Below are 14406 nucleotides of genomic sequence, written 5' to 3'. Positions count from 1 at the left end.
AGTCCCTTTCCCGTTCGCGGCGGGCGACGCTCGACCTGTGACCCGACCCTCTACTCATGGCGCTGGGATTCACGATTCCCCGCCCGGAGTTGGATATGCTGGGCGGGAGTCCGTCCTTGCTCCCGATCGCACCCGTTTGATGCAGCCCAGTCGCCCAACTCCGACCAGTACCGCCGCCGAGCAGGTCGCTTACGACGCGCTCCTGGTCGCCGTGGACTCGTTGGGCAGACAGGCGACTGACGAACAGACGTACTACGGCGAAGTTCTGCGGCTGTTGCTGCGGGAAGCACCGTTCGACGCCGTGGCGGTCTGGTCGATCAACGACGCAGAGGCTGTCCTGAAAGCGTGCGCTCCTGCGGAGGCGCCGTTCCCAACAATCCCCTCGGACGAGCTCCAGCGTGCGATTTCGAGTCGTGCTCTCGAGCGGCTCCAGCACGATCCGTCTGCCAATGGGAATTCTCATTCCCGGCCGACCCGGCTGCTTGCCGCCGCGGCGATCCACGGCCCGGAGGCCATTGCCGTCGAAGCCTCGCTGAAGCCGGGGGTCCCCACAGACCGCCCGATGCGCCTGCTGGAGGCCATTGCCGAACTCGTCGGACATGTGGAAACGCGATTCCGTTACCTGGTCGCGCGGTCGCGTGTGGCGGATTCGTCGGCCGTTGAGCAGATCGCCTGTTCGTTTCATGAGGGGCAATCGGTCCAGGAGACGGCGCTCCTGATCGCAGCCGGCCTGCAGCAGGCGCTCGGCTCCGATCGCTGCTGGGTCTGTCGGACCTTTGACGGCCAGGCAAGGATCATTGCTTCCAATACCCCGGGAGACGTCGCTCGTCGGCAGTTGCTGGCCCGAAAGGTGGAAGAGGTCGCCCGAACTGCGGCGACGACGGGCGGGGAACGATCCTGGTCGACCGGCGAGAGCGCGACCGCGGAACTCCTGTCGCTGGCTGAAGAAGGGCTGGCCCGCCGGATCACCGTGTTGCCCCTGGTTCCGCCGGCATCGGATTCTGCCGTGGGGGCGGTTGTCCTCGAGCAGTTCTCGGCAGCGGCTGATCCGAATGAAGTCGCCCGCCGCCGGTCGCTCGTGCCGCATGCGTCGCTCGCCCTGCAACATGCGCTGGCGATGGATCGCGGAAACTGGTGGCGGCGTCTGACGGGGGACGGACCGAGGAGAGGATGGAAGCTGGCCACCGCCGTCGCACTCATGATGGCGGCTGCGCTGTTCCTGGCGCTTCCTGTTCCGTTCGAAGTGGAAGCGGATGGCCGGCTGCTTCCGGCGACGGTGCGGTCGATTTTCGCGCCGGCGGATGGAGTAGTCATGACACTCCACGTGCGACATGGCCAGAGGGTGACGCCGGATGCCCCTCTGCTGGAGCTGCGCAGTCCTGATCTCGATCTGGAGGGGGAACGCGTCGCCGGGCAGATCAGCGAGGTCACCGCGCAGCTCGCGTCGATCCAGGTCCTTCGGGCCCAGGGACGCCGTCCGGCGGGGGAGTCGTCGGGCGACCTGTCCGCGCAGGAAGAACAGTTGCGGGCGGCCCTGGCTGGAGCGAACGAGCAGCAAGCCCTGATCGAGGAACAGAAACGTCGACTTTCCATCAGGAGTCCGATGGCGGGCGTTGTTGATCGCTGGGACCTGGACGAAGCCCTGGCGTCTCGTCCCGTCGTTCGAGGGCAGCATCTCTGCGACGTCCTCGACGTAGCCGGTCCGTGGAAACTCGACCTCCGGATTCCGGACAAATCGGCCGGATTTGTGTTCGCTGCCAGGGAGTCGACTCCTGAGCTTCCGGTGCGTTATGTCCTGCGGACCGATCCCCGGGCAGAATTCACGACGCAGCTCTCTGCCGTGGGGGACAGGACGGAAGTAGACGACGCGGGATCACTGGTGGTCCGAGGGACGGCGGTGCTCCCGGAAGAATCGGGTCCGGCGAAGCGGGCAGGGGCCAGCGTGATCGCCCGCATCGATTGCGGCCGCCGAAGCCGGGTATTCGTCTGGTTCCACGAGCTCTGGGATTTCGTGTCGCTGACGCTGCTGTGACGCAACCGTTCCGTCAAATCGTCGGGCGAACCTGACAATTGCGATAACGGGTTGGGTTCTTCCATGTGCGTCGGAATCGCCGAGGCGAAATGCCTCGCGTGATGCGGGTTCACCCGCAAGCAGTCGCGGCGAGTGGACGATCACTCGCGGGACGTACATCGCTCAGGGCCTGCCTGCGCACAGGCATGCGCCCCGGGCGCGAAGGAAGAGTGTTGCGAGTCTCCCGCGGGATCAGCAGTTCGTGGTGATTAGGAAGGATGCGTCGATTGGCCGTCGATATTACGACACTGCGGCGTCTACCGACCTTGCCGGCGGTTGCTGTTCGACTCCTGAACTGCTTTGGCGATCCGGAGACACCGCTTTCCAGGGTCGCCGAGATCGTGCAGTTCGATCCAGCGGTGACGGCGAAGCTGCTTCGCGCCGCGAGTTCGGTCGGAATGGGAGTGGCCCAGCCGGTCACGGATCTCCGGCGCGCGCTGAATATCCTGGGAATCAAGAAAGTCACTTCGCTGGCGCTGTGCTTTTCGCTGTGTGAAGGCTCGATGACGCCCGGCCCGTTCTCGAAGCTGTACCGTAAGGTGTGGCTGCGGGCGGTGGTGCAGGCGCAGGCCTCGGGGGACCTCGCGGCGATGATCGCGCCCGGACGCCAGGCCGAGTTCTTCTCGGCCGGCCTCCTGAGCGAAATCGGTCCGCTCGCGATCCTGAAAACGCGGCCCAACGAATTCCCGGAGTTCCTGGCGGGCGAGGAGGCCGATCCCACGAACTACGCGAGCGGGTCGGAGCTTTCAGCGGCGATCCTGGCTCACTGGCAGATGCCGGAATCGTTCAGCGAAGCGGTCCGGAATCGCTGGAGGTCGCTGGAAGAACTCACCCACCTTCCGGTGGAGTCGGACCTGCTGCTGTCACATGCCGCCGCACTCTCTGCAGCGACGGCCGAATACTTCTGCCAGCCACAGAAGGGAATGGCGCTGGTCCGCATTCATGAACTCGCGGATGTGCTGTTCGGTCTGAAGCAGGATGCGGTGCAGAGCTTCGTCGAACGTGTGCAGGGGCACGTCATGGAGAACTGCGATCTCCTGGAAACAGATATTTCGACCTGGGGACAGCCGAGCGAGATTCTCGCCGTGGCGATGGAGCAGCTGAGCCAGCTGGCGGTGACAACGCTCGAATCGACGATCGAGCAGGGACTCGCCCAACAGGTGAACCAGGAGAACCAGCGTCTGCGCCGCCGGGTCGAGGACCTGCTGCACCGAAGCATTACGGACGTTCTGACGCGGCTCTTCAATCGGGCGCACTTCGACGACCAGCTTCCGCAATGGATCCGCAACGCGCGGGGTTGCCAGGGGACGGTGGGACTCCTGTTTCTCGACCTCGACCGGTTCAAGTCAATCAACGACACGCACGGTCATGCCGTGGGAGACATGGTCCTCAAGCAGGTCGCCTCTGCCGTGAAGCGAACGACTCGCGAGAGCGACTTCGTGGCCCGCTATGGCGGAGAGGAACTGGTCATCCTGGTCGCCAATCCGACGATCGGAAGCCTCCAGGGCCTGGGGGAGCGAATCCGGGCCGAAGTCGCCAGTGAGCTGGTGACGACGGCGACCGGAGTGGTGCGGCCGACGGTCAGCGTCGGGGGATCGATTGTCGATCCGGTCCACAGCCTCGAAGCGGCGTCGGAGCTGGTCCACTCGGCCGACCAGGCGATGTACCTGGCAAAGCGGAACGGCCGGAACCGGGTGGAGGTCTGGTCGGTTCTTCCGCACGGGCATCAGGAGTCGGCCGTTGCGGAGGAGATGGGCTGGCCGATGTTCTCCTCGAACTGAGGGCCTCACGGCTGTGGTCGTTTCGGGCGGTCGCCAACCTGATGATTCAGGCGACACAACGAAAAAGAGCCGTCGTTTGCCTTGGGGGGCGAACGACGGCTCAGAGCCCTGAGACGAGTCACAGGGGGCTGTCGCTGCCGCGGGGGGACACAGCAGCGACCATCAAGGGAACATCCAGTTAGTCCGCGACGCCCAGGAGCTGTTCTTCTTCTTCCTGGATGATGATTCGCGGCGTCACCATGAGCATCAGGCTCTGGGTTTCGCGACCGACACCCGTGTTCTTGAACAGACGGCTGACGTAGGGGATTTTGTTCAGGATCGGGACGCCGGCCATGTTGCGGCCTTCGCGGAGGGTTTTGACGCCGCCGAGGAGGACCGTTCCACCGTCCGGCACGCTGACGACCGTGCTGACGCTGACGACGTCGACCACCGGCTGCTGGAGGGTGATCTGCCCGAGGGCTCCACCACCACCCTGCTGGCCACCCTGGCCACCAGTCTGTCCACCCTGGCCGCCGCCGACACCACCGCCTTGTCCGCCGCCGACTCCACCACCGACTCCACCGCCACCGACACCACCGCCACCGGCTCCGCCGCTGAGGCCGCCACCGAGGCCACCGCCGCCGGCTCCACCGCCGGTGACCGCACCGCCGCCGATGCTGCCTGACCCGCCGAAGAAGGAGAAGGTGAACACGTCCGTGATGTTCTGGAAGAAGGGAGCGACCGCGAGGCGGACATAGCGGCGGTCTGCGGAGACCACTGCCGACACACCAAGCTGCACACCTTCAAACACCGTCTGAATCACCGGCTGGAAGCCGACCGAGAAGGTACTCACCACCGGCGTCACCGACACCACGAACGGCTGCTGGAGCTGGCTGGAGACCGAGCCGGGGACGCCGTTGAAGAGCGTTACCTTGGGGGCGAACATGATGTTCGACCGGCGATCTCCCTGGGCCGCCCGGACGAACAGGAACGCTTCCAGGTCGCTCAGGATGGCCATACCGAACTGCATACCGGCTTCTGCCTGCGGGTTGCCGAAGGTCGGCACACCGATGTCGAACGAACCCTGACGGAACTGCATGTCGAGGTCGTTCGTGAACGTCAGCGGGTTGTTGCCCGACAGGCCCACGACCTTGCCGGAACCCCAGCTGTCGCGACCGAGCAGGTTCAGGCGGGGACCGGTTCCGAAGGGAGACGAGCTGCCGACGTTGCCAGCTCCGCCCGACGTTCCGGTCGTGCCAGCCGTTCCGCCGCCCGTGCCCGAGGTGCCCGCCGTACCGCCGGTTCCGCCCGTCGTCGAGGTAGCTACGCCGGTGAAGCCGTTGGTCGGATCGGTCGAGCCGAAGGGACGGATCGGGTTGAACTGGTTGTCGACCGTCGGACCGCCGACGGAGTCGTTGATGTTGAAGTCGAAGTCGACGCCGATCTGTTCGAAGAAGTCGTCGCTGACGGTGATGAACCGCACTTCGATGGTGACCTGGAGGTCCTGCAGACGGCGGAGCTGATCGAGCAGGTCCGCGATTTCTTCATGACCCCGCTGCGTCTGGCGGATGACCAGCGACAGCGTGCTCTCGTGCGAGTTGACCGTCGCCTGGCCGCCGTTTTCCGACCAGCTCTGCGGATCGATCACGTCGGTCAGCAGGTTGGTCAGCGACTGGAAGTCGGCATTGCTGCCGGTTCCGCCGAGCGACTTCGCAGCGTTGTTCGGCGTGTTCAGTCCCGTCAGGTTCGCGAACGGATCAGCTCCGTTGGCGATCTGCGGCAGACCGGGGTTCAGCTGGTTGTCGAAGGGACCGTAACCGGTGCCCGGGCGAAGGGCGGCCGAGGAGCCGGGAACCGTGATCGGAATCACGAGGTCGGCCACCTGGTAGACCTTCTGCACCAGTTCGCCGCGTTCCCGCAGCTTGCTGGTGATGACGAGCATTTCGTTCTCGATCGTGTAGCCGAGGTTCATTTCGGCCAGCAGCGAATCGAGGGCGCTCTTCAGCTTCAGTCCGTGAATGTTGATCGACACCGGGGTCGAAGCAGAGACTGCTTCGTCGGCCAGGGCCGCCTGGTCGATCTTCGCGTTGATGCCCTTCTGCTCGGCGATGTACTGGATCACCTGCGACAAGGGAGCATCGTTGAAGTTGAGGGAGATCGTCTCCTTCAGGGCACGTTTGATCTGCAGCTCGGCCTGGCTGTACTCGACAGCGTCCGTGGCACCGGGCTTCCGCTTGCTCAGGGCGTCCCAGTTCTTCGGAAAGGCCATCGGCTTCGCGTCGCTGACGTCGAAGACCATCGTGTCTTCCACGTCGTTCATGGCCGCGAGCCACGAATCGGCCTTCTTTTCCTTCAGCTCTTCGTTGCGGGCGACCTGCATCGCCAGCCGGCTCTTTTCCACGCACATCACGACGGCCGGTTCACGCGGGTTGAGCTCGCGGGCCTGGAGGGCCTTGGCGTGAGCTTCCGCATACCGACGCTGGTCGTAGAGGTCGTTGAATTCTTCGACGAGCTTCGCGATCTCCTGCTCGACCTTGAACTTGGTTTCAATGTCGCGCTTGATCAGTTCCTTGGTTTCCGTGTTCTTCCGCTCCTGGTTCAGGATCGGCTGACGCTGCTTGGCGTAGGTTTCGATCGCGTTCCGGGTCTGCTGGACAGTCGCGACGAGCGACTTGGTCTGGTCGTCCGTCAGGCCGGCCGATTCGATCGACTTCAGCTGGTTGTCGAGGCTGGTGAGGGCCTGCTCCGGCTGACGATCGCGCATCCGCTCGGCGAGCACGATGGCGTTCAGCGTTTCGGTGCGGACCTTGTCGTAGCGGACCTGTGCGACCGTCATGTGGCGGTCGAGAGGAGACTGCGGCAGTTCGGGCCAGGCAGCGGCCTGTTCGGCACTCGCCTGCTGGATGGAATTCTTCTTCGGCGACAGGGCGCTCAACGCGTCCTGGAGCTGCTTCTGACGACGGGGTTCCATCTTCTCGCCCGTCTCACGGCAGGCGAGGAACGCTTCGTAGGCCAGTTCCCGGTTGCCGGACTGATATGCCTGGCGACCGATCTGGAACAGTTCGTCAGCCGACTTGCCGGAGAGGTCCATGACCGCACGGTCACGCTTCGGAGCCGACGGAGCTTCGGCCGAAGCCACCGTCACCGGCTCCTGCTTGCGGGAGCGGCTGGCGACGAGACGCTTGATGTCTTCGCGGAGGATTTCCGGACGGTCTTCGAATTCGTTGTAGGCGACTTCCAGGGCTTCGCATTCGGCGGCGAGGGTCGAAGCGGTTTCGACGTCACCCTTCTGCAGTGCCTGGCGGGCCTGGTTCAGGAGCGACAGGGCCTGCTTGCGGCGGGCCGACTGGGCGGGAGCCGCGGGCTGCGCGGCGGAGGCCACGACGGCCGCTGCCTGAGCCTGGGCGTCGATGTCCTGGAGGACGAGTTCCGGCCGGTCATCGACGGGGGAGTAGACGGCATTCATCGACCGGGCCTGTTCGGCGGCGGTCCGAGCCTTGGCGACGTCGCCGGTGGCGAGGTGCTGGCGGGCCTGGGCGATCAGCGCCCGGGCTTCGTCGGTCGACGATTCGGCCGAGGCGACCATCGGACGCGGCTTGCCGGAGATGAACTTCTCCCCGGTGCGGCGGTCGATATCGGCCATGACGAGGTCGGGCCGGTCGTCGATGTTTCCGTAGACGGCATTGAGGCTTTCCGCTTCCAGAACGAGGGAGCGGGCTTCATCGTAGTGCTGCAGCTCGATCTTCTCGCGAGCATGCTTGAGCAGCGACGCGGCCAGTGCGGCCTTGTCTTCGGGCGTCTGTTCGCCCTTGGCGGCGGCCGTCTTGCGGACGGGCGGCTGGGGAACCGCGTCGGCGCTGAATTTAGCAAGGAAGTCTTCGCTGGGACCGCTCGGGCTGGCGAGTTCCGGCGTCGGCTTCGTCGGCGCCATCCCGGCCGGGCGCGAACCGGCGAGCATGGTGTCGGCGGGCACTCCGCGGATTTCCGCCAGGAGCTGCGTCGGTGTCTGCTCGTTCGGCCGGAAGGAGACCTTCATCTGGGTGGCCATCCGCTCTGCCAGCGAGGCATTGCGTTCGGCTTCCTCACGGTCGCCCTGGGCAAAGGCCGACTTGGCCTGCCGCATGTGGTCCTGCACACGACGGCGGTTGACGTCCATGTTGGGCGTCACCGTGCGCGTCGAGCGCTGGAAGGCCTGAGGCGGAGCGGCCTCGGCAGCGGGAGCCGCTGCCGGAGCACTCGCCTGCGGGCGGTACTGTTCAAAGGGATTGTCTTCTGCGGGCGGGCGTTCCTGTGCCCGCAGTCCGCCGGCCAGCCAGGCACTGCCTGCTGCAAGGCCGCTGAAGACCACCAAACCAAGGATCTTGGCGGTGGCGGATCCCTCCTTCGAGCGGAGGCCCGATCCGTGCTGGTTGTGTCGATGTCGCGCCATGACTGAAATCACCACTCGAGGGGGCTGAGGTGACGTGAAGTGACTTGGGAGATGTGGATCGAAAAGCGGTTGCGAACGCTTCCGCCTGTTGCCGGCCCATTGGTCTCCGGCAGGCGTGGGGAACACCTGCTGAAGCAACCGGACAACTCTTCAATCCGCGAAAAGGGGGGACATGATCTGGCGAGGGAACGCCAGGAGGGGCGTAGTTATTGAACCGTGCGAAACACGGTCAACCCCCTTCCGGGGAATTCGTGGGAAATGCCTGTGGAGCGGCTCCGGGAGCGGCGGGAGTTGCCGGATCAGAGGGGTCCGCTTCATCGAAAATCGTCGTGACGACGCATTCCTTTCGAAGCTCTTCAAGGATCGACTTGATGCGTGCCTTGTGGCGCGTATCAGCAATCTCCTCGCGAAGCTGCTCCTGGACTTCCTGGAAGGGCTTCGTCGTCAACTCGCGTCGCTCGACCACCTGCACAATCTGCAGGCCGACGGGCGTCGCGATGATTTCACTGGGTGTCCTGGGAGGGAGCTTCGACAGCGGGTCGCGCAGCTCGTTGAGGACGCTTTCATACTGGGTCCAGTCCCAGTTTCCGCCGTTGGCGGCGTCGGGACCGTCCGAGTACTTGCCGGCGACGTCCTTGAACGGGACGCCCTGACGAAGCTCGGTGAGGGCCGCCTGGGCATGCCGGCGGGCCTGGGCTTCGTCGTCGAAGTTCTTGTAGGAGACCTGAATCTGCTGCCATTTGACGGCAGGGGCTTCACTGAATTCCTGGACGCGTTCGCGGTAGGCGGCCAGCAGTTCGGGCCGACTGATCGGCTCGGCCTTCTCGAGCTTGCCCATGATGTATTGCTGGGCCAGGGCCTTGTCGCCGAACATTTTCCGCATGACGGAAATGGTCATGCCCTGGCCCTGGATGTCGGCCTCGAGGTCGGCGATCGAGCAGGGACGTCCGAGTCGCTTTTCCATTCCGGACCGCATGTCTTCGAGCTGTTTCTCGAAGAGCATGTCGATCTGGCTGTTGACCGCCTTGGTCTGGTCGGCGTTCAGCTTGGTTTCCATGACGGCGACCATCATCGCCTGCTCCACGTGAGTCGGGAGCTGCTCGCGGAGCGTCTGTTCCTGGATCTGGCGGAACTGCGCCGGCGGAACCTTCTTGCGGATGGTTTCGACCTGCGCCCGGGAGGGGCCGAGGACGGACGCGACGAGGATCGGCTTGCCGTTCACCGTCGCAATGACGTCGGTCATTTCGAACGGCTTCGTCCTGTCGGAACTGGTCGAGACGAGCTGGACGTGGTCCGACTGTCCGCGGGCCTGTGGATCTTCGTCCGCCATCGCCATCGCGCGGCTCGCCGAAATGCGCGGCGGAGCCGGTCCGACCACGGGGTGGTCCACCTTGTACGACCGCCCTCCGCAGCCCATCAGGGCTGCTGGAATGAGCGTCATGACGAACAGGCGAACCATGAAGGATCAGGCCGGGGGCAAATCGGACGAAACGTCGCAAGTCGCGACGGGGATACCGTCCGGGCTTATACGCCGCCTGAAAAAAGAGCCGCAACGGCGGTTTTCGGCTGGCGTTCCTGATAAACCGTTGTGGCCGCTCGTCATTTCGGCTGTTAGAGTCGCCCCGGCCTTAATCTGGGTAATTTGCATGCGACGAGTGAACGAATTTCGTGGTCCTGGCGCTTCTTTAGCCGCTTTCGACCGAATTCTGCCTGCCTCCCGACTGCGGCAGGCACTGCCGATCCTGGCCCTGGTTCTGGCCCTCCTGCCAGGCGGTACCGTTCCCCAGGCCGCCGGACCGACGCAACGCGCGGCCGGCTTCCAGGTCGACTGCATCGCCATCCGGGATGCCCGAGTCGTCATCGAGCCGGGTGAGGAACTCGACTCGGCGACCGTCGTCATCCGACGAGGCCTGATCGAATCGGTCGGGAAAGACGTGGCCCCTCCGGCCGATGCCCGGGTGATCGACGGAAAGGGATCGGTCGTCTACGCCGGGTTCATTGATGCGGCGCGGGATGATCTTTGGAATCGGGAGAATGGGCCGCAGCCGCAGAAGCGCCGCTCCCCGGAATCGGGGCGATTCGCCTTCGCCGGGATGCCGGAAGACAATCGCCGGGGAATCACTCCGGAATTTCAGGTGGCCACGCAGCTGACGGTTTCGTCGTCGGCCGAGTCGTTGCGCAAATTGGGCTTCACGACGGCCCATGCGATTCGCGCGGAGCCGATCCTGGCAGGTGAAGGCTGCGTCGTGGCACTCAGCGGTGCCCCTCCACGGGAGTCGCTGCTGCCGGCGACCCGGTTTCAGTCGCTCGATATGAGTCCCCCGCCCCGTTCGTCGGCGCCCGAATCGTCGTCACGGCGGACGGCGTCGCAGGAAGAGGGCTACGCCTATCCGACCGTTGGGCTCGGTGTGTTCGCCCACCTGCGCCAGGCCATGCTCGACGCCGAGCGCTCTCGCAAGCACCAGGCGCTGTACGCGAAGGGGGTCGAGGGGGTTGCCCGTCCGCCACAGGATGACGTCCTGGACGCGATCAACGATCTGCTGGAAGGTCGCACCAGGGCGCTGTTCCGGGCGGAGTCGGCCGATCGGATCGACCGGGCCCTCGATTTCGCAGCCGAGTTCCAGTTCAAGCCGGTGCTCTGGGGCGGACATTCTGCCGCCGACCGCGTCGAGCGGATCAGGGAGGCGGGAGCGCCGGTCGTCTTCGAGATCGACTTCGGCGATTCGCCCGAGGAGATCGAGAAGAAGAACAAGCTCAAGAAGCCGGAGGCTGGAAAACTCGCCGACGAGTTTGCCGCCCCGCAGCGAGTCCGCGAATCGCGGCAGGCCGAATGGACGCTGCGGGTCAGCGGGCCGGCGAAGATCGCTTCCGCGAAGGTTCCGTTTGCTTTCAGTTCGAAGAACCTGAAAGAGGGCGAGCTGTTCTCCAACCTGCGGAAGGCGATCAAGGAAGGCCTTTCAAAAGAGGACGCCCTCGCCGGCCTGACGACGAATGCCGCGGCGATCCTGGGGCTGGGTGAACGCGCCGGGACGCTCGAGAAGGGACGCTGGGGCAACGTCGTCGTGCTGTCGAAGCCCTTGGAGCAGGAGGGGACGAAGGTCCGTTACGTCATCGCAGACGGCTACCTGTTCGAATATGCGAAGGACGATTCCAGGAAAGAAGACGCGCCGGCCGGCGACAAGGTCGATGACCTGCCTGCCGATGCGAGCGCTCTGGCGGGCGAATGGAAACTGGCCATCGCTGCAGGCGAGATGACCACGACCGAAGGGACGCTTTCGCTCAAGTCGAGCGGCTCCCGTTTCGAAGGCGAGTTCACCAGCCCGACCGGTTCAGGGCGGGTCCTCGGCGGTTCCCTCGCCGGCCAGAACGTGAAGTTCCGGGTGGAGATCGGTGCAGGCTCGAAGCAGATCGAACTGAAGTTCGCCGGAAAACAGACCGGTTCGAAGGATGAGCCGAAACTGGAGGGAACTCTGGAGTCGCCCTTTGGAGCGCCGGCCAGATGGTCGGCCACGAAGAAGCCGTCGACGGCTGTTGAGAATTCCGACCCAAAGAAAACGGACGAGAAGCCGCCTGTCAAACTCGCGCTCGACGATGACTCCGAAAAGACCGCGAAGCCAGAGCCCAACATCGACCTTCCGACCGAAACTCCGGCCGATCGTCGCCAGCGACATGTGAAGCCGACGGGGAACCTGTTCCTCAAGGGCGGCACGATCATCACCGGCACAGGCGAGGTCCTCAAGAACTCGTCCATCATTGTGCGCGGCGGGAAGATCGCGGCGATCGGGAAAGACGTGACTCCCGACGAGGGGATGGACGTGATCGATCTGGCCGGCCTGTGGGTGATGCCCGGAATGATCGACACCCACAGCCACATCATGCTTCGAGGCAATACCAGCGGGATCAACGAGTCGTCCGAATCGATCACCTGCGAAGTGCGCGTCGGGGATGTCCTCCAGAGCGACGACCCGAATGAATACCGCGCCCTGGCAGGGGGACTGACGACTGTGCGCCTGCTGCACGGTTCGGCCAACTCCATCGGAGGCCAGCATGCGATCGTCAAGCTGAAGGTCGGTGAATCGGCAAAGAACCATCTCATGCCGGATGTCCCTCCGGGCGTGAAGTTCGCCCTGGGTGAGAACGTGAAGTTCCGCACCGGCCGGTTCCCGAATACGCGGCTCGGCGTCGAGGCGACGATCAAACGTGCGTTCTACGAAGGGCTCGACTACCGGCGGGAATGGATGCACTTTGAAGAGGCCCGGAAGGCGGCCGGCGACAAGGCGGACGACCTGCTCCCGCCGCGTCGGGACCTGCGTCTGGAAACGCTGGCGGCGATCGTCAGCGGCGAGAACTTCATCCACAGCCACTGCTACCGGGCTGACGAAATCCTGATGCTGCTCCGCGCCGCGGAGGAAGTCGGCGTCCGCGTGCGATCGCTGCAGCACGTGCTCGAGGGTTACAAGATCGCTCCCGAAATCGCCGCCCACGGCGCCAGCTGCAGCACATTCTCCGACTGGTGGGCCTACAAGATCGAGGCATATGACGCCGTTCCCTACAACACGACCGTCCTGAACAAGGCCGGCATCAACACGGTGATCAAGAGCGATGATGCCGAGCTGATGCGGCACATGAATCTCGAGGCCGCAAAATCGCTTCGCTACGGCAACATGCCGTGGCAGGATGCGCTGCGGATGGTCACGGTGAATGCGGCGAAGGAGCTTGGGATCTTCGACCGAGTCGGCTCGCTCGAAGTCGGCAAGGATGCGGATCTCGCGATCTTCAACGGCCATCCCTTCAACGGCTTCACGCGCTGCGAGATGACGGTCATCGAAGGCAACGTCGTCTTTCAGCGGGCGAAGCAGCCGTCGGCGATGTCTCCTGCGGCCGCGGCCCGCGGTCCGGCGAAGCCCGGGATGGGGTTGGCAAAGAAAGACGTGCGGGCCAGAAAGTTTGACTTGCCCGCAGGAAAGCCAGGGCTGTACGCGATCACCGGCGCGACGATCCACCCCGTTGACGGACCGGCCATCTCGGAGGGCGTCGTCCTGATCGATGGCGACCGGATCGCCGCCGTGGGGAAAGACGTCACGATTCCTGAGAACGCCGGCCTGATTGATGCGGCCGGGCTCCATGTCTATCCCGGTCTGATCGATGCCGGCACGACGCTGGGTCTCTCGGAAGTGGCCAAAGTCGTCGAGACGGTCGACGCAGCCGAGATCGGCCGGCTGCAGCCGGACCTCCGGGCGGGGATCAGCGTGAACGCCGAATCCGAACTGATCCCGGTGAATCGCGCCGGAGGCGTCACAATGGCGCTCGTACAGCCCGTCGGCGGACTCGTATGCGGACACGCGTCGCTCGTGCAGACTGGTGGATGGACGGCCGAGAAGATGGTTCGCAACTACTACGCGGGCCTGAGACTGAACTGGCCCGACGATTCGAAATCGGTCGAAGACATTTCGGACTTCTTCGCCGAGGCGAAGCTGTATGACGCGGCCCGCACGCGGGACGAAACGGCGGCGAAATCCGGCGAGCGATCGGCGACGCCCATCGTGATGGACCCGCGCTACGAGGCGATGCGTCCCTGTCTGAAGAAAGAGCGGCCGCTGCTGATCGAAGCCAACACCCGCAAGCACATGGCTCAGGCCCTCAATTTCGCCGCCGAGCAGGATGTCAAAGTGATCCTCACCGGCGCGAGCGACGCCTGGAAAATGGCCGACGTGCTGGCGGAACGAAAGGTCCCCTGCATTCTCGGACGCACGATGCGCGTGCCCGTCGACAGCTTTGATCCGTTCGACGCGACCTACGCGAATGCCGGACGGCTGCACGAGGCGGGCGTCGAGTTCTGCTTCCGATCCGATCAGCCGACCAACAGCCGGAACGTCGCGTTTGAAGCGGGCATTGCTGTCGCGTACGGGCTACCGGAAGAGGAAGCACTGAAGGGAGTGACGCTCAGCACGGCGAAGATCCTGGGACTTGGCGACCAGACCGGTTCCATCACCAAAGGGAAGCTGGCCGACCTGGTCATCACGGACGGCAATCCGCTGCAGCCCACGACCCAGATCAAAGGCGTGTTCGTGGCGGGGATGCCCTACGAGCCGACGAGCAAGCAGACCCGGCTGTTCGAGAAGTACATGCAGCGCCTGGAGTAATCG

General features: G+C 64.5%; 5 protein-coding genes. 3 read left to right on the top strand and 2 right to left on the bottom strand.

Annotated elements, in window-relative coordinates:
* Positions 1–139 precede the first annotated feature (139 nt).
* Together Pan44_RS00935 and Pan44_RS00930 are read left to right on the top strand one after the other, a co-directional pair.
* Positions 140–2032 (top strand): RND family efflux transporter, encoded by a 1893-nt coding sequence (locus tag Pan44_RS00935; protein ID WP_145026375.1) that lies wholly within the window; start codon positions 140–142, stop codon positions 2030–2032.
* Positions 2033–2289: 257 nt separating this feature from the next.
* The gene (locus tag Pan44_RS00930) at positions 2290–3852 is read left to right on the top strand and encodes a sensor domain-containing diguanylate cyclase (RefSeq protein WP_145026372.1); all 1563 of its coding nucleotides are present in this window, start codon (positions 2290–2292) and stop codon (positions 3850–3852) included.
* Between the two features lie 178 nt (positions 3853–4030).
* Here Pan44_RS00930 and Pan44_RS00925 read toward each other — a convergent pair whose 3' ends face one another.
* On the bottom strand, positions 4031–8260 hold the full coding sequence (locus tag Pan44_RS00925; protein ID WP_145026369.1) for a hypothetical protein: 4230 nt from the start codon (positions 8258–8260) through the stop codon (positions 4031–4033).
* A gap of 229 nt (positions 8261–8489) precedes the next feature.
* Positions 8490–9719: a peptidylprolyl isomerase gene (locus Pan44_RS00920; RefSeq protein ID WP_145026366.1), complete on the bottom strand. Its 1230-nt coding sequence runs from the start codon at positions 9717–9719 to the stop codon at positions 8490–8492.
* Between Pan44_RS00920 and Pan44_RS00915 the strand changes: the two genes are divergently transcribed.
* Positions 9691–14403, top strand: a complete 4713-nt coding sequence (locus Pan44_RS00915) for an amidohydrolase family protein (RefSeq protein WP_145026363.1) — start codon at positions 9691–9693, stop codon at positions 14401–14403. The genes Pan44_RS00920 and Pan44_RS00915 overlap by 29 nt on opposite strands.
* Positions 14404–14406: the final 3 nt, after the last annotated feature.

Origin of the sequence: Caulifigura coniformis (assembly GCF_007745175.1) — a bacterium.
Lineage (GTDB): Bacteria > Planctomycetota > Planctomycetia > Planctomycetales > Planctomycetaceae > Caulifigura > Caulifigura coniformis.
The sequence above is the reverse complement of the archived record's forward strand: the minus strand, read 5'-3'. Positions and strand labels throughout refer to the sequence as shown.

What these genes read in the sequence shown, in the direction of transcription:
- Pan44_RS00935 (WP_145026375.1), top strand. Translation starts at nt 140, where the DNA reads ATGCAGCCCAGTCGCCCAACTCCGACCAGTACCGCCGCCGAGCAGGTC.
- Pan44_RS00930 (WP_145026372.1), top strand. Translation starts at nt 2,290, where the DNA reads ATGCGTCGATTGGCCGTCGATATTACGACACTGCGGCGTCTACCGACC.
- Pan44_RS00925 (WP_145026369.1), bottom strand. Translation starts at nt 8,260, where the DNA reads ATGGCGCGACATCGACACAACCAGCACGGATCGGGCCTCCGCTCGAAG.
- Pan44_RS00915 (WP_145026363.1), top strand. Translation starts at nt 9,691, where the DNA reads ATGAGCGTCATGACGAACAGGCGAACCATGAAGGATCAGGCCGGGGGC.
- Pan44_RS00920 (WP_145026366.1), bottom strand. Translation starts at nt 9,719, where the DNA reads ATGGTTCGCCTGTTCGTCATGACGCTCATTCCAGCAGCCCTGATGGGC.